Genomic DNA, 17,042 nt, shown 5'->3' on the forward strand with positions numbered 1-17,042 from the left:
GATCTGTCCGACCGATCGCTTTGTTCGCCGGCATCGACGCAACATGCCAAAGCAGGCCGGTTCAATCCCGCGTCCCGTCATTCCGCGGGAGGTGACGACACACACTCGGCCTGTATTCGAAGTCATTTGGCTCGCCTCAGCACGACCTCACCCGAGCCTCCCCCGGAGGCTGAGGGCGTGGTCCATCTGAGCTCGTCTCCCGAGAGGACAAACGGCCTGCGTTGCTCGACACCGTTCCAGTTCGGAAACGTGCTTGCTTCTATGTGAAAGGTGATGGTTCTGTCTGCTTCGTTGACGACGTACGTGCCAAAATGTGCGATCGAACCTTGCACCACGGCGCGATATTCCTCTGCACTGCCTTTCATTCGATCGTTGGACACATACTTGGGTAAGTCGCTGCGCGAATTCACCAGCGCGTAGTGACCATGGCCATCAAAAATCACCAGACCGCGCGGATCAGATCCGTACATGGGTGTGCGGCTTCCGTCCGGGCGGACGGTGTCGACCGAGACATACGTCCATGCACCGGCCAGTTGCTGGTCCAATGACTTGTCCGGCTGCTGTTGACTCAACGCAGCGCCCGATTGCACCGCGAGCCCCAGAAGCACCCATCGCGAAGCAGCGGCGACGATGTGGATACGATTCATGGTCCATCCCTCCTCTCGCAAACTGACCCATGACGACAAATATAGAACGCAAGCAAGGAAAGGGAGGCAATCGCCGCTGCCCCGAATGTGCGAAGGCGGCCGTATCAGCCCGTGGTTCGGCACCAATCTCTACGGATGGGTCGGCGTCGAAGGTGAAGCCTGCGGCCCCGGCATCGGCGATGCGCGCAGCGAAGAGGCCCGCATGACGATCGCCGTCGAGAAAGCATCGAGCCACGGCTTCGCCAACCTGTCGATCACGGCGCACATCACGGAGACGCAGCGCAAGAACGGTGATTACTCGGATACGGGCAAGCGCACGGCGCGCACGGTCGTCCACCACGACGGCAAGTCGTACGGCATCGACATGTTCCGGAACTTCTGGTATTCGCCCGCCGCAATGAAGCGCTTCAAGTAAGGCCGGAGCGAATCGCCACCCCACCCGCCTATTCCGCCACCTTCGGCCCGATCGCGTCGGTCGGCGCCGGCATCCGCAGCGCATCGTCGCGCATGCGTCGCGCCTCGCGCGCCGTATAGCGATCCTTCAGCCGCAGGAACGGCTTCTCGACGAGGAAATAACTCGCCATCGCGGCCAGCAGCGCCCATCCGATGCCGAGCGGGAACGCGTGCGGAACCGCCAGATCCGGATTCGCGAACGGCTGCTGCCACAGATACAGGCTGAACGAGATCGTGCCGACGAACACGACCGGCGCGGCCCGCAGCCAGCGCGCGCACCAGAACTCGCTGCGGAAATTCAGCACGACGATCACGATCGCGATCAGCGCGGCCTCGAGCGTCACGCCGTAGGTCGCATTCCAGAAGCCGCCGAGCCGATGTTCGGCAAGCGGCATCCCGAACAGCACGATGAAGACGAGCGCCGTCACGATGCGCGTCTCGCCGCGCCACGAGCCGATCCATGCTTCGAGCCGTTCGCGTTCGAGCGCCGCGTAGCAGCCGATCAGGATCGGATCGACGCCCGTATGCAGCATCATCCCGAGCTGCCCGCGCAGCGCCGGCGCGACGAAATACGTGAGCGCGCGCGCGAGCGGCACGGCCAGGATCAGCGCGGCCAGCCAGCGCGTGCCGCGACGGCGGGCGCCAAACACGAACAGCAACGGCCAGAACCAGTAAAACTGCTCCTCGAGCGCGAGCGACCAGAAATGGCCGAGATACCACGCGCCGTCCGGGTGCAGCACGTTGTCGCCGCTCAGCCCGAACCATGCCGAGTAATTCCACAGATGCAGCGCCGCATACAGCCACTGGCGGCGCCCGACGTCGAGCCAGCCGACGGCGGCGAGCACGCCGATGGTCGCGAGATACACGTAGCACGCCGGCCAGATTCGCAGCGCGCGGCGCACATAGAACGACGTCAGCGCGATCCCGCCGGTGCGCGCGCACTCCGCGCGCAGCACGTTGGTGATCAGGAAGCCGCTGAGGACGAAGAAGATCAGCACGCCGAGCCGGCCGTCGGCGACGAGCCGCAGCGGCGCGAGCCAGCCGGTGTAGCCGCCCGGCAGCACGTGCTCGGCATGGCCGACGACGACCATCGTGACCGCGACGGCGCGCAACCCGGTCAATTGCTTGACGCGATGGTTCATCGGTTCGTTTCCCGTTGGCACGGCGGAGGAACGGAATGAAGGCCGGCGCCCGCGATCGGTGCGCCGATATGCCGCCGGGATTTTGTCTGAAAAATATCGGAACGAAATTGCCGAAAAAAATTCCGCCGAGCATGCCGGCCGCCATGCCGCGCCGTGCGACCGGCATCGCTATCGCACGCAGCGGCCGGAATCAATGGGCATAATGACAAGCCTTGCCCGGCGGCAGCCGGGCCGATGCCGACACAACGAATCTGCGGCGCCGCAATATCCGCGAGACCGGCGCTGCCGTATTCCGATCGCCCACCGGCCCGTGCGTCGTCCGCCGCCCTGCCGACCCTCACCCGGAGCCTGCCTGTGTACCCACCGATCGAACCCTACGCCCACGGCCACCTCGACACCGGCGACGGCCACCGCATCTACTGGGAGCGCTGCGGCAACCCGTCCGGCAAGCCCGCGGTGTTCCTGCACGGCGGTCCGGGCGCGGGCTGCAGCCCCGACCATCGCCGCCTGTTCGATCCCGAGCGCTACGACATCCTGCTGTTCGACCAGCGCGGCTGCGGGCGCTCCACACCGCATGCGAGCCTCGACAACAACACGACCTGGGACCTGGTGGCCGACATCGAGCGGTTGCGCGAGATGGTCGGCGCGCAACAGTGGCTCGTGTTCGGCGGCTCATGGGGCAGCGCGCTCGCCCTCGCCTACGCGCAGACGCATCCGCAACGCGTCAGCGCACTCGTCGTGCGCGGCATCTTCACGATGCGCCGCGCGGAGTTGCTGTGGTACTACCAGGAAGGCGCGTCGTGGCTGTTCCCGGACCTGTGGGAAGAATTCCTCGCACCGATTCCGCAAGCCGAGCGCGATGACCTGATGGCCGCGTACCATCGCCGGCTGACGGGCGACGACGAAGCCGCGAAGCTCGAAGCCGCGCGCGCATGGAGCCTCTGGGAAGGCCGCACGATCACGCTGCTGCCCGACCCGGCGCTGGCCGCGCACTTCGCGGACGGCCACTACGCGCTCGCGTTCGCGCGGATCGAAAACCACTACTTCGTGAATCGCGGGTTCGTCGAGGAAGGCCAGTTGCTGCGCGACGCGCATCGCCTCGCCGGGATTCCGGGCGTGATCGTGCAAGGCCGCTACGATATCGCGACGCCCGCACGCACCGCGTGGGATCTCGCGAAGGCATGGCCCGACGCGAGGTTCGAGATCGTGCCGGATGCCGGACACGCATACAACGAACCGGGCATCCTGAAGGCGCTGCTCGCGGCGACGGACCGGTTCGCGGCGTAAGCGCAAGCAACGCAGCACATACCGCGCAATACCACGCGGCGCGCGGCAGCCGGCCATGCCGGCCGGCGCGCGCCGCCCCGCTCAGAGCGCCGCTTCGACGATCGAGCGGCCGCTGATCGCCCGCTCGACGAGTCGTTCATCGCCAACCTTGCGGATCGCATCGTCGAGCAACCCTTCCGGCTCCTCGGTCGCGACCTTCAGCAGGCCCGACAGGCCACGCGCGTCGAGCACCACGAGTGTTTCCATCGAATCCGCACGGCTCACGAGCACGCGGCGGAACGCCGGGCCAGCGCCGAAGCTCGCGCAAAGCCCGATCGTCTCGTTGCCGAGCGTGTAGTCGAAGTTCTTGATCATGTCCGCCGCCGTTGCAAGGGAATGGCGACGCGCGACGGCGCGGCGCCGTGACGTCGACGCACCCGTGCGTGCCGCCGGCGCCGGATCGGGTCCGATCCGTTCGCCGGCAACACCATGCTAGGCGGGCAGTATTAACGACGACTTAAACGTCCGGCGGCCGGCGCATCAGGCCTTAGAGCGCCTCATCGAGCGGCTCGACCGTCACACCGACCTTCAGCTCCTGATCCGCGCCGCCGCCGCGAATCACGCCGCGCAGCGGCGTCACGTCCGCGTAGTCGCGGCCGATCGACAGCATCACGTAGTCGTCGCCCGGCGCGCGGTCGTTGGTCGGATCGAGCTGCAGCCAGCCGCCGTCTTCGGGCCACGCCGGGTCGTACACGTCGACCCATGCATGCGATGCGTCCGCACCGATCAGCCGCGGCTGCCCGGGCGGCGGCTGCGTCAACAGATACCCGCTCACGTAGCGCGCGGCGAGCCCGAGCGAGCGCAGCGCGCCGATCATCACGTGCGCGAAATCCTGGCAGACGCCCTTGCGCAATCGCAATGCATCGAGCGCCGTCGTCGTGATGTCGGTGCTGTTCGGCGTATACGCGAAGTCGGCGTGAATCCGCCGCATCAGGTCCCATGCGGCCTGCACGAGCGGCCGCTGCGGCTTGAAGCTGGCGGCCGCATACGCAGCCAGTTCCGGATCGCACGCCACGTGCGGCGACGCGAACACGAACTCGCTCGCCGCGTCGTACGGCTGCCCCGCGCGAAACCGCAGGCGGTCGCGCACGACTTCCCATGCGGTTGCGTGCTCGGGGTCGGGATGCGCGATCGCGGGCGGCGGCGCGCCGCGTGCGCCCTGCGACCAGACGGGCGGGCTCACGCGCACCGTGCTGCAGCTGCGCACGAGCAGCGCATCGTGCGGCTGGTTCAGCGCGAACGATGCGCGCGCGTTGCCGAACGCGTCGATCTCGGTGCCGACCGTTTCCGGTCCGGGTTCGATGTCGAGCGCGAACGACAGCACCTGCTGGCGCGGCGTCGCGAGCGGCTGCAGCCGCGCCTGGTGCTGGGCCGATTCGACGCGCGCCGCGTAGCGATATTCGGTGTCGTGCGTGACACGCAGGACACGACCGGCCGACGTGGCCGATGCATTCGAGGCCGCGGGCACGACCGCCGCCGCTGTCTGCTTCGCACTGCCGGGGGCGGCCGCGGGCGGCGTCTTCGCCGCGTGTTTCGGCGTCACCATAGCGTCCTGCCCGCCTCGCGAACGTGGCTGAAATATCGCTCGCCGATCCGGTTCGACAGATCCCACACGGCCTTCACGGTCGTGTCGAGTGCATCGAGCAGCGCGTCGTGCCGACCATCGTCGCCGGTTTCACACAGTTCGTGCAGCGACCACGCGGGCACGTCCGGAATCGTCTCGGCCAGTTCGGACAGCGCATAGCCCTCGCTGCGCTCGACCTTCGTCAGCCGGCCGCGCAACGCCTGCACGACCCAGCCGAGCGAGCGCGGATTGTCGGTGTCGAGCACGACGAGCGACAGCAGCGGCGCGACGTCGAAGCCGCGCTGGAAGCGCGAGCGGAACGTGATCGTGCTGTCGAACAGCTCCAGCACGAGTTCGAAACCGTCCTGCCGGTGCACCGCGCCTTCGTCGAACGCGAACTTCAGCACGCTGCACAGGAAGTCCAGCCGGTCGATCTGCCGCCCGATCGACAACAGCCGCCAGCCGTCGTCGCGCGTCATGTTGTCGGTCTGCGCGCCGGTGATCGCGCCGAGCAGCAGCCCGAGGCGCTCCAGCAACTGCAGCGCCTCGTTGCCGATCTGCTCCTCGGCTTCCGGATGATCGGCGCTGTCGGCGAACAGTTGCGTCGCGTCGTCGATCAGCCGCCACTGATCGCTCGACAGCCGTTCGCGGATCGCCGCAGCCGCGCCGCGCATCCCGAACAGGCAGGACGCGATGCCCGACGTGCGGTCCGCGCCGCGCGTCAGCGACGTCGCGAGCGCGTACTGGAACGCACGCGGCGCATCGACGGCGTTCGGCGCGTCGGGCGCGATCAGGCCGGTGTCGCGGCACAACGTGTCGATCAACTCGAGATGCGCGGGACTGTCGACGTCGTCCTCGCCGCGCAGCCGTTCGAGCGCGGCGCGCGCGAGACGCATCAGGTTGGTCGCGCGCTCGGTATAGCGGCCGAGCCAGAACAGGTTCTCCGCCGCGCGGCTCGCGATCGCGCGCGGACGCTCGACCAGATCGTCGGGGCCGAGACGCGTCTGCAGCAGCGTCGTCGAATCGACGATGCCTTCGGTCATCACCCACGTATCGACCGTGCTGCCGCCGCGCGGCATCGGCGCGTTGAACAGCGTATCGCGCGTGCCGACCCGCGACAGTCCGCCCGGCAGCAGCCGCCAGCGCTGCGCGCCGTCGGCGAGCGCGAACACGCGCAGCAGCAGCGGCTTCGGCACGATGCGCGCGCCGCCGCTGCCGTCGGACGCGTCGTGCCCCGGCCAGGTCGGCGCCTGCGACAACGGCAGGTCGGCCTGCACCGTGTAATGCTCGGGCCGGGCCAGGATCCGCGCACGCCATTCGGCCAGCTGCGCCGGCGTGAGCCGCGCGCCGGTCACCGGGTCGAACGCGCCGCCGGCCTGCACCTCGGGCGGATACGACGGCTTCACGATGCTGCGCGCAAGCTGCGGCAGCGCGTCGCCGCACGCGGCCGCCTCGCCGCACCACCACGAATGCACGGCCGGCAGCGTCAGCGTTTCGCCGAGCAGCGCTTCCGCGAGGCGCGGCATGAAGCCGAGCATGCCCGGCGACTCGAGGAAGCCCGAACCCGGCGCATTCGCGAGCAGCACGTTGCCGGCCCGCACGGCCTGCAGCAGGCCGGGCACGCCGAGCATCGAATCGGGACGCAGTTCGAGCGGATCGAGCCACGCGTCGTCGACGCGCCGCAGGATCCCGTGCACGGGTTCGAGCCCGCGCAGCGTCTTCAGGAAGACGCGGTTGTCGCGCGCGGTCAGGTCACCGCCCTCGACGAGGGTGAGGCCGAGGTAGCGCGCGAGATACGCATGCTCGAAGTAGGTCGCGCTGTGCGGCCCGGGCGTCAGCAGCACGATCCGCGAATTCTTTCTGGCGGGACTGAGCGCCTGCATGCTCTGCAGCAGCGACCGGTACGCGGAAGCGAGCCGCTGCACGCGCAGCCCGCGGAAACCGCGCGGAAAGAGCCGCGACACGATCAGCCGGTTCTCGAGCAGATAGCCGAGGCCGGACGGTCCCTGCGTGTGCTGCGCGACGATCCGCCATTGGCCGTCGGGGCCGCGCGCGAGATCGAACGCGACGACGTGCAGCCACGTGTCGCCCGGCACGCGTGCGCCGCGCATCGCGCGCAGGTAGCCCGGGTGGCCGGTCACGAGCGCGGGCGGCAGCAGCCCGCGCTGCAGGATCGTCTGCGGTCCGTACAAATCGGCCATCGTCGCGTTCAGCAGCCGCACGCGCTGCAGCACGCCGCGCTCGATCGCGACCCAGTCCTCGGGCGTGACGATCAGCGGCAGCAGGTCGAGCGACCACGGGCCGGCCGCGCCGTCGCCTGCGCGTTGTTCGTGGAGCTGGTAGAACAGGCCGTTCTCGCGCATGCGGCGCTGCAGCGCGTCGGCGCGGCGGTCGAGGTCGGCCACGCCGTCGCTGCCGATCGACGTGAAGAAGCTGCGCCATGCGGGGGCGAGCAGCGGCGCGGTGAGGCCGGCGGCACTGCCGCGCAGTTCGTCGTAGCGGCCGGCCGCGGCCGGCGCCGCGAGCGCGGCGGCCAGTTCCGCGGCGTCCGGCTGCGCGCCGGTATCGAAAAGCGTGGGCATCGCGTCGGCGTCGGCGAGATCGTCGGGGTGAATGGGCGGCACGGTCGGTATCGTTCCGTCGTCAGGGGGCAGCGGTGCCCGCGCGCCGCCGCACCGTCGTCCGGGCACGGCAGACGCGGCGGGCGGCCGCAGTCTGCCCGCATCCTAGCACTCCTCCCTGCGCGCCGGGAGGTCGGAGACCGCGCATCGTCGTGCGTCCTTTCATCCGACGATCAGGGCCGTCGCAGGTCGAGCGTGAACGGGAATTCACGGCTCGGCGCGGCGGCCGCCACGTCCATCCGCCCCGGCGTGTGCCCCATCGCGACGAAACGCGCGAGCCGGCGGCTCTCGGCCTCGTACGCGTTGACCGGGAACGTCGCATAGTTGCGCCCGCCCGGGTGCGCGACGTGATACCGGCAGCCGCCCAGCGAGCGCTGCAGCCACGTATCGACGATGTCGAAGGTGAGCGGCGCATGCACGCCGATGGTCGGATGCAGCGCAGACGGCGGCGCCCACGCCTTGTAGCGCACGCCCGCGACGTATTCGCCGACGGTGCCGGTCGGCTGCAACGGCAGCGCGCGGCCGTTGACGGTCACGACGTGACGGTTGTCGTTCAGCCCGGTCACGCGCACTTCGAGCCGTTCGACCGACGAATCGACGTAGCGCACCGTGCCGCCGGGCGCGCCCTCTTCGCCCATCACGTGCCACGGCTCGAGCGCGCCGCGCAGCGACAGCTGCATCCCGTTCACCGCGATCTGGCCGAACAGCGGGAAGCGGAATTCGAAATGCGGCGCGAACCACGCGGAATCGAACGCGAAACCGGCGTCGCGCAGCTCGGCCAGCACGTCGTCGAAATCCATCTTCAGGAACGCGGGCAGCATGAAGCGATCGTGCAGCGCGGTGCCCCAGCGCGTGAGCGGCGTCGTATACGGCGCGGCCCAGAAGCGCGCGACCAGCGCGCGCAGCAGCAGTTGCTGCACGATGCTCATCCGCGCATGCGGCGGCATCTCGAACGCGCGCAGTTCGAGCAGGCCGAGCCGCCCGGTCGACGAATCCGGCGAATACAGCTTGTCGATGCAGAATTCGCTGCGGTGCGTGTTGCCGGTCACGTCGATCAGCAGGTTGCGCAGCACGCGGTCGACGAGCCACGGCGGCATGTCCTGCCCGTACAGCAGCTTGTTGCGCTGGATTTCCGCGAATGCGATGTCGAGCTCGTAGACCTGGTCGTTGCGCGCCTCGTCGACGCGCGGCGCCTGGCTCGTCGGCCCGATGAACAGCCCCGAGAACAGGTACGACAGCGACGGATGGTTGTGCCAGTAGGCGATCAGGCTCGCGAGCAGATCGGGGCGGCGCAGGAACGGGCTGTCGACCGGCGTCGCGCCGCCGAGCACGAAGTGGTTGCCGCCGCCCGTGCCGACGTGCCGGCCGTCGACCATGAACTTCTCGCTGGACAGCCGCGACTGCCACGCGGCGTCGTACAGGAATTCGGTCTGGCCGACGAGTTCGTCGAAGCTCTTCGCCGGATGGATGTTCACCTCGATCACGCCGGGATCGGGCGTGACCTGCAACAGCTTGAGCCGCGCGTCGCGCGGCGGCGGATAGCCTTCGAGCACGAGCTTCACGCCGAGGGCCTGCGCGGTCAGCTCGATCGCCGCGAGCAGGTCGAGATAATCCTCGAGCGCGGCGAGCGGCGGCATGAACAGGTACAGGATGCCGTTGCGCACTTCTGCGCACATCGCGGTACGCGTGATCCATGCGGCCGATTCGAAGCGCTCGGGGTGGCGCTGCGGGTCCTGCGCGGCATGCGCGTGCCGGTCGCCGGCGGCGCTGCCGTCGCTGCCGTCGCTGCGCAACTGCATGACCGTTTGCGCGGACGCTTCGCGATGCACGCCGGCCAGGTAACGCGGCGCGTCGGCCGCACCCGCATGACGCGCACGGAACGCGGCCGCGTCCGGCAGCGCGTCGCGCGGCGCGAACGGATCGCGTTCGACCAGGTACGGATAGTCGGCGCCGGCAACCCACGGCAGCGAATCGAGCGGCAGCCGATAGCCCATCGGCGAATCGCCGGGCACGAGGTACATCCGTTCGTCGCGGAAGAACCACGGGCCGGTCTGCCAGCGCGGGCCGTCGAGGCCCGGCGCGTCGTCCGTGCGCTTGATCGGCAGCACGTAGCCGACCACGCTGTCGAGATGCTGGTCGAACACCTTGCGCAACCGCGCGCGCTCGAGCTCGTCGTCGAGGCGCGAGTCGAACGGATCGACGTTGACGGGCAGCCGGCGCTCGCGCCACAGGTAGTACCAGACATCCTCGTAGCCGGGCCGCACGAATTCGTCGGTCAGTCCGAGGCGCGCGGCCAGCGCGTCGATGAAGCGCTTCGCGTCCTCGGTCGTGCACGCGGACGGCTCGCGCTCGTCGGCGAACAGCGACGGGTCGTGCCACACGGGCTGGCCGTCGGCGCGCCAGAAGATCGACAGCGCCCAGCGCGGCAGCTGCTCGCCCGGATACCACTTGCCCTGCCCGAAATGCAGGAAGCCGCCTTCGCCGTATTCGGCGCGCAGCCGCTGCACGAGTTCGGTCGCATAGCCGCGCTTGGTCGGGCCGAGCGCATCGGTGTTCCATTCGGCGCCGTCGCGATCGTCGATCGACACGAAGGTCGGCTCGCCGCCCTGCGTCAGCCGCACGTCGCCGGCCGTCAGCGCGCCGTCGACCTGCGCGCCGAGCGTGCGCACGGCGTCCCATTGCTGCTCGGTATACGGCTTCGTCACGCGCGGCGATTCGTACACGCGCGTCACCACCATCTCGTGCTCGAACGACACTTCGCATTCGTCGATCAGCCCCTCCACCGGCGCGGCGCTGGTCGGCTGCGGCGTGCATGCGAGCGGGATGTGCCCTTCGCCGGCGAGCAGGCCCGAGGTCGGATCGAAGCCGATCCAGCCCGCGCCCGGCAGGTAGACCTCGCACCACGCGTGCAGGTCGGTGAAGTCGACCGACGTGCCGCTCGGGCCGTCGAGCGCCTTCACGTCGGGCGTGAGCTGGATCAGGTAGCCGGACACGAAACGCGCGGCGATGCCGAGATGCCGGCACAGCTGCACGAGCAGCCACGCGCTGTCGCGGCACGACCCGGACGCGAGCTCGAGCGTCTGCTCGGGCGTCTGCACGCCCGGCTCCATCCGCACCAGATAACCGATGTCGTGCTGCAGTTGCTGGTTCAGCGCGACGAGGAAGTTCACGGTGCCGGCCGGCGTGCGGTCGACGCCGTCGAGATACGCGCGGAACAGCGGCGCCGCGCTCGTCTGCGGATCGCACGCGAGGTACGGCGCGAGTTCGGTCTTCAGCGCATCGTCATAGCTGAACGGGTATTGCTCCGCGCTGGCTTCCAGGAAGAAGTCGAACGGGTTGTACACCGACATCTCGGCAACCAGGTCGATCGTGATCTCGAAGTGTTCGGTGCGCTCCGGAAACACGAGCCGCGCGAGATAGTTCGAGAACGGGTCCTGCTGCCAGTTGATGAAGTGCTGCGCGGGCTCGACGGTCATCGAATACGCGACGATCGGCGTCCGGCAGTGCGGCGCGGGCCGCAGCCGCACGATCTGCGGCCCGAGGTTGACGGGCCGGTCGTAGCGGTAGCGGGTGGTGTGATGCAGCGCGACGTGAATGGGCATGGGAGAGCCGCTCGGTTCGGGTTGGACCGGCCGCGCGCGCCGCGTCGCCGTCGCTGCGGCGGCACGGCACGGCGGGTTCGGAGAAGGTGTGCGTCAGACCAGTTCGGGCGACTGCACGACGCTGATCTCGATGCCGACGGCGCTCGCGCCAATCCCCGTCACCGGTTGCGCGTCGCGATAGTCGAGGCCGACGGCGATGCGCACGTAGCGCTCGTCCGGGCAGCGGTTCATGAACGGATCGAAGCCGACCCAGCCGAGCCCTTCGACGTACGCCTCGGCCCACGCATGGCCGGCCGGCTGCTGCATCAGCGCGACGGCCTGCGGCTGCGCGCCGAGTGCCGCCTGCGGCAAGCCCTGCGACTGTGCGGCATGCGATGCGCCGAGCACCTGCTGCATGCCGTCGCCCGTCTGCAGCGCGAGCGCTTCCTCGGCATCCTCGTCGCTCGCGCTCTGCTTCGCGTCGGCGATGCGCTGCATCGCGCTGTCGGCAAGCACGTAGCCCGAGATGTAGCGCGCGGGCACCTTCAGCGCGCGCGCGGCCGCGATGAACGCGTGCGCATGGTCGCGGCTGGTGCCCTCGCCGCTTTGCAGCGCGGTTTCGGCATCGACCGGCGCGTCGGTCAGGTTCGGCGCGTATGCGATGCGGTCGTGCACTTCCGTCATCAGCCAGTGCAGCGCATCGAGGCTGTGCGGCTCGATCGGCAGCGCCTGCGTGAGCTCGCGCACGGTGTCGCCGGCTTTCGTGAGCGCGGTCTCGCGCTCGAAGATCCACGGCGGCGCATAGCCCTCGGGGTTGCCGAGAATGCCCGCGCGGTCCTGCGTCTCGACGACGCCGGCCGCGACCACGACGACCTCGTTCTTCGCGCCGCGGTCGTGGCGCACGAGGTCGATGCGGTTGCCGAATCCGTCCGCATAGGAAAGCGTCGGCTCGACGCCGTCGATCGTGACCTGCCACGCGCGCACCGTCTGCCCGGGCCCCGATTGCGGGCGCAGCCGCAGCCGTTGCAGCGCGTGGGTGGCTTGATCGTCGAACTGATAACGCGAGATGTGTCGGATGGCGAGTCGCATGGCAAGTCTCAGTCGAAGTTGTAGGCCTGGGCGATATCGATCCCCAGGCTGTTGTTGCGGCCGATGAAGTCGGTCAGGAACTCGTGCAGGCCGCTCTTGAAGATCCGCTCGACCGAGGTGTCGGACAGCATCTGCAGAATCTTCGTGGCCGTGTCGTGACACGGGTGTGTCACGCCGTAATCCTTCGCGAGCAGGTTCAGGCTCGACACCACGCGCCCGTAGCAATAGCGCAGCGAGCGCGGCATGCGGCCGTTCAGGATCAGGTAGTCCGCGATGTTCATCGGCTTGTACTGCACGTCGTACACCCAGCGATACGACCGGTGAGCGGCCACGCAGCGCAGGATCGTCTCCCACTGGTAGTTGTCGAGGATCGTGCCCACGTGCGACACCGACGGCAGCAGCAGGTGGTATTTCACGTCGATGATCCGCGCGGTGTTGTCGGCGCGCTCGACGAATGCGCCGATCTGCGCGAAATCGAAGATCTCGTTGCGCAGCATCGTGCTGTAGAAGCTGCCGAGGATCAGCGCGGTTTCGCGCTTCACTTCGTCGAGCACCGCCGGCAGCCCGCTCTCCGGCACCGGCTGCGCGAGCGCCTGGCGCAGCGCCAGCCATGCGCCGTTCACGCTCTCCCACGCCTCGCGCGTGAGCGCCGTGCGCACCATCCGCGCGTTCGAGCGCGCGGCCTCGATGCACGACAGCACGCTCGACGGGTTGTCGCGGTCGCGCAGCAGGTAGTCGGTCACGGTATCGGCGGCATACGCGTCGTACTTCTGACGATAGCCGTCGTCCGCGCCCGAGCTGACCAGCACCGACGACCATTCGGCCGGCGCGTCGGACGTGCGCGTGAGCGCCATCCGCAGCCCGGCATCGACGATGCGCGCGATGTTCTCCGCGCGCTCGATATAGCGGTACATCCAGTAAAGACCGCTCGCAGTTCGTCCCAGAAGCATCTCGTGTCCACTCCGTCTTCGTTCGGTTCGCGCGCCGGCTGAGGCGCGCGCGGTCGTGCCCGGCTCAGTCGGCCAGCACCCAGGTGTCCTTGGTGCCGCCGCCCTGGCTCGAGTTGACGACCAGCGAGCCTTCCTGCAGCGCGACGCGCGTGAGCCCGCCCGGCGTGATGCGGATCCGGTCCGACACCAGCACGAACGGCCGCAGGTCGACGTGGCGCGGCGCGAGGCCGGCTTCGGTCAGGATCGGCGTCGTGGACAACGCCAGCGTGGGTTGCGCGATGTAGTTCGCGGGACGCGCGCGCAGCTTCGCGGCGAACGCCTCGATCTCGGCCTTCGATGCGCACGGCCCGACCAGCATCCCGTAGCCGCCCGAGCCGTGCACTTCCTTCACGACCAGTTCGTCGAGATGCTCGAGCACGTATTTCAGGCTGTCGGCCTCGCCGCAGCGCCAGGTCGGCACGTTCTCCAGCAGCGCCTTGCGGCCCGTGTAGAACTCGACGATCTCCGGCATGTACGAGTAGATCGCCTTGTCGTCGGCGATGCCGGTGCCGGGCGCGTTCGCGATCGTGATGTTGCCGGCGCGGTACACGTCCATGATCCCGGCCACGCCGAGCACCGAATCGGGGCGGAACGTCAGCGGATCGAGGAACGCGTCGTCGACCCGGCGGTACAGCACGTCGATCGGCCTGAAGCCTTCGGTGGTGCGCATCGCGACGCGGCCGTCGACCACCTGCAGGTCGCTGCCCTCGACGAGGTGCACGCCCATCTGGTCGGCGAGGAACGAATGTTCGTAGTACGCGGAATTGTGGATGCCGGGCGTGAGCACGGCGATGGTCGGGTTGTCGGCGTTGCCGCCCGGCGGGCACACGGCCGCGAGCGACTGGCGCAGCATCTGCGGATAGGTCTCGACCGGGCGCACCTTGACCTGCTGGAACAGCTCGGGAAAGAGCTGCATCATCGTCTCGCGGTTTTCCAGCATGTACGACACGCCGGACGGCGTGCGCGCGTTGTCTTCCAGCACGTAGAACTGGTTCTCGGCGGTGCGTACGATGTCGACGCCGATGATGTGCGTGTAAACGTTGCCGGGCGGCCGGAAATCGATCATCTCCGGGATGAACGCCTCGTTGTGCGCGATCAGGTGCTTCGGCACGATGCCGGCGCGCACGATCTCCTGGCGGTGATAGATGTCGTCGAGGAACGCGTTGAGCGCCATCACGCGCTGCTCGATGCCGAGCGACAGCCGGCTCCATTCCGCGCCCGAGATGATGCGCGGCACGATGTCGAACGGAATCAGCCGCTCGGCGGCCTGCGCGTCGCCGTACACGGCGAACGTGATGCCGGTCCTGCGGAACACGCCTTCCGCGTCGTGGGCCTTCTGGGCGAGGCTTGCAGGGTTCTGCGTGTCGAGCCACTGCTTGAGGCGCGCGTAAGGCGCCCTCACCATATCGCCGGATTGCAGCATTTCATCGAATGGCTTCATCGATCTTTTTCTCCATCGATCGTTTTCCCCGGCATTGCGCATGCCGGACCGGCGTACTAACTGCCTTGCAAGGAACGTGCCTTGCGATAACCCCTCAGGTCCCCCTTTTTGTCGCGCGGCCGGCACGCCCCCGCAGCATGCCGCACCATGATGGTGCGACGCACGGCGCGGGACGCGCCAGCGGCGTGCCGTGCCCGTGCACGGCCGCTGCTGCGCCGCGTCTGTGAAACATAGTTCCCCTGCGTGTCACGACTGTGCAAGCTGCACTGCACCAATACTTCCCCTGCCCGCACGCCTGCCCGTTGCCGCGCTGCCCGCCGGCAGCAGCTCCGAGCCCGTACCGGCGCGGCTTCCCGCCGCCGTGCACTCGGCCGCGTCCCGCCACCTCCTCGGCCGGTCTTGCCGCATCGCAGCGAACCGCGCCGCGGCGGCGGCGGCCCGTCGCGGCGGCCCGTCCTGCACCGCGAACGGGAATGGCGCCGCATCCTTCGGTTACCGGGCGGAATGGCGGAAAGGCGGGCCGGCACGAGGCCGGCCCTGGGGGAAGTACCGTCTGCGGCGGGTCGGGCAGTTCGACGCGGTGAACTAACCGGTTAGCCGGGTCCGGCACCTCGAACTTATGCAGCCGTAATCCCGCCGACAACGCCCATGCATATTTCGACTGACACCGATCGAAAAAAAACATCGGCCCCCATGCGCGAGGCGCGGTACGCTACCAAACCGGTTCAGTGAAATGGTGCCGCTCCTCCCGGCGCCGACTATAAACAGCGAAGATCAACATGGAAGCAAAGTGGCTGGAAGATTTCCTGAGCCTTGCGGATACCAAGAGCTTTTCCCGGGCCGCGCGTCATCGGCACCTCACGCAGTCGGCGTTCAGCCGGCGCATCGCCGCGCTCGAAACGTGGATGGACGCGAAGCTGGTCGACCGCAGCATCAACCCGATCGCGCTGACGCCGGCCGGGCAGATGTTCCGCGGGCTGGCCGCGGACATCCTGCGCAGCATGTATGCGGCACGCAACCTAGTGAACGGCTATGACCAGTTCGCGGCAAGCGACCAGGTGGTGCGCTTCGCGGTCGCGCATACGCTCGTGTTCACGCTGTTCCCCGAATGGCTCAAGCAGCTGAACGGCGAAGTCGGCCACGTGACCGCGCGCGTCAACGCGGTGAACGTGCCCGAAGGCGTGCAGCAGCTCGTCGAAGGTGAATGCGATCTGCTGCTCGGCTATCACCATCCGCAACTGCCGATCGTGCTCGATCCGAACCACTTCCCGTTCGTCACGCTCGGCGTCGAACGGATCCTGCCGGTGTCGACGCCCGACGCGCGCGGCAAACCGGTATTCGAACTGCCCGGCACGCCGGACGCGCCGCTGCCGCTGCTCGCGTATTCGTCGGGCGCGTTCCTCGGGAACGTGGTCGAGATGCTGCTGCTGAACGCGGCCGAACCGTACGCGCTGCACCGATGCTTCGAGACGCACATGTCCGAGGCGCTGAAGGGGATGGTCGTGGCCGGGCACGGGATCGGCTGGCTGCCCGAAAGCTGCGTGGCGAAGGAACTCGCGGAGGGCTCGCTCGTCCGCGCGGGCTCGGCGGACTGGATCACCGAACTCGAGATCCGCCTGTACCGGTCCGCGCGCAAGCGCGGGCTCGCGGCCGAGCAGCTGTGGACCTACATCATGAACCGGCCGCGCACCGCGGCGACGGCGCGCGCGCGGCCGAGGAGTCGATCGCGCCGGCCATGCGCATCGCGCGCCGCAGCGCCGGCGGCAGCCGGTAGCGCCCTTCACCGTCCTCGTCACCCGACTCGCCAGCGCGCCGCGGGATGCAATCCGCCGGCGCGCGGTTATTCGACGTGCGCAATCGCGGAGCATTTTCCGCTCCTGCTCCGTCTTCGATATGCGTTCCGTACCTCGATTAAACCCGTAAAAACAGGCAAACGTTTGCGAGACGAATCGCATTTAATTTACATCGAAAACATCGACCCCGAATAAATTTCCGATTCATACGACAGAAATAACCTGTTACAGAACAAATTAAAAGTTTCTCTTTTCATGCAATGGCATTTTTCATCGATAAGGCCATATCACCTCTTTCGATTCCCTGACCTGCACTCCGAAATTCACCGTAATGCTTCGATGAAAGAGGAAAGTCTTCCTTTTATCAGTCGTTATTTTTCGGTACAAACGTCGGTA

11 protein-coding genes and 2 pseudogenes are annotated in these 17,042 nt (G+C 68.2%); 4 read left to right on the top strand and 9 right to left on the bottom strand.

Annotated features, from left to right (window positions below; all coding sequences use genetic code 11):
* Positions 1–122: 122 nt before the first annotated feature.
* Positions 123–647, bottom strand: coding sequence for a lipocalin-like domain-containing protein (locus tag PL79_RS33925; RefSeq protein WP_082088452.1), 525 nt, complete (start codon positions 645–647; stop codon positions 123–125).
* 91 nt (positions 648–738) lie between these two features.
* On the opposite strand from PL79_RS33925, the pseudogene PL79_RS33930 reads away from it, so the two are divergent.
* Positions 739–1,062, top strand: a pseudogene (locus PL79_RS33930) (multidrug ABC transporter ATPase); the annotation flags it as partial.
* Positions 1,063–1,090: 28 nt separating this feature from the next.
* Here the strand turns inward: PL79_RS33930 and PL79_RS33935 are convergent.
* Positions 1,091–2,242 (bottom strand): acyltransferase family protein, encoded by a 1,152-nt coding sequence (locus PL79_RS33935; protein ID WP_044843980.1) that lies wholly within the window; start codon positions 2,240–2,242, stop codon positions 1,091–1,093.
* A 35-nt stretch (positions 2,243–2,277) separates the two neighbouring features.
* Between PL79_RS33935 and PL79_RS36315 the strand changes: the two genes are divergently transcribed.
* Both PL79_RS36315 and pip read left to right on the top strand, forming a co-directional pair.
* Positions 2,278–2,445: a hypothetical protein gene (locus tag PL79_RS36315; RefSeq protein WP_193759906.1), complete on the top strand. Its 168-nt coding sequence runs from the start codon at positions 2,278–2,280 to the stop codon at positions 2,443–2,445.
* A 151-nt stretch (positions 2,446–2,596) separates the two neighbouring features.
* On the top strand, positions 2,597–3,529 hold the full coding sequence (gene pip, locus PL79_RS33940; protein ID WP_044843979.1) for a prolyl aminopeptidase: 933 nt from the start codon (positions 2,597–2,599) through the stop codon (positions 3,527–3,529).
* A gap of 81 nt (positions 3,530–3,610) precedes the next feature.
* On the opposite strand, the gene PL79_RS33945 is transcribed toward pip, so the two are convergent.
* The 7 genes from PL79_RS33945 to PL79_RS33975 form a co-directional block, all read right to left on the bottom strand.
* Entirely contained in the window at positions 3,611–3,883 is a 273-nt protein-coding gene (locus tag PL79_RS33945; protein ID WP_044843978.1) for a hypothetical protein, read from the bottom strand.
* Positions 3,884–4,055: 172 nt separating this feature from the next.
* On the bottom strand, positions 4,056–5,114 hold the full coding sequence (locus PL79_RS33950) for a transglutaminase family protein (protein ID WP_044843977.1): 1,059 nt from the start codon (positions 5,112–5,114) through the stop codon (positions 4,056–4,058).
* Positions 5,108–7,714: a circularly permuted type 2 ATP-grasp protein gene (locus PL79_RS33955; protein ID WP_044844011.1), complete on the bottom strand. Its 2,607-nt coding sequence runs from the start codon at positions 7,712–7,714 to the stop codon at positions 5,108–5,110. The genes PL79_RS33950 and PL79_RS33955 overlap by 7 nt, the downstream gene beginning before the upstream one ends.
* Positions 7,715–7,926: 212 nt before the next feature.
* The gene (locus PL79_RS33960) at positions 7,927–11,355 is read right to left on the bottom strand and encodes a transglutaminase family protein (protein ID WP_044843976.1); all 3,429 of its coding nucleotides are present in this window, start codon (positions 11,353–11,355) and stop codon (positions 7,927–7,929) included.
* Positions 11,356–11,448: 93 nt separating this feature from the next.
* Positions 11,449–12,423: a transglutaminase family protein gene (locus PL79_RS33965; RefSeq protein WP_044843975.1), complete on the bottom strand. Its 975-nt coding sequence runs from the start codon at positions 12,421–12,423 to the stop codon at positions 11,449–11,451.
* An 8-nt stretch (positions 12,424–12,431) separates the two neighbouring features.
* The gene (locus PL79_RS33970; protein WP_044843974.1) at positions 12,432–13,373 is read right to left on the bottom strand and encodes an alpha-E domain-containing protein; all 942 of its coding nucleotides are present in this window, start codon (positions 13,371–13,373) and stop codon (positions 12,432–12,434) included.
* Positions 13,374–13,437: 64 nt separating this feature from the next.
* Positions 13,438–14,895, bottom strand: a complete 1,458-nt coding sequence (locus tag PL79_RS33975; protein WP_328592092.1) for a circularly permuted type 2 ATP-grasp protein — start codon at positions 14,893–14,895, stop codon at positions 13,438–13,440.
* A gap of 737 nt (positions 14,896–15,632) precedes the next feature.
* Here PL79_RS33975 and PL79_RS33980 point away from each other — a divergent pair.
* Positions 15,633–16,627, top strand: a pseudogene (locus tag PL79_RS33980) (LysR substrate-binding domain-containing protein).
* The last annotated feature ends 415 nt before the right edge of the window (positions 16,628–17,042 follow it).

Origin of the sequence: Burkholderia sp. USMB20, assembly GCF_000949135.2 — a bacterium.
GTDB lineage: Bacteria > Pseudomonadota > Gammaproteobacteria > Burkholderiales > Burkholderiaceae > Burkholderia.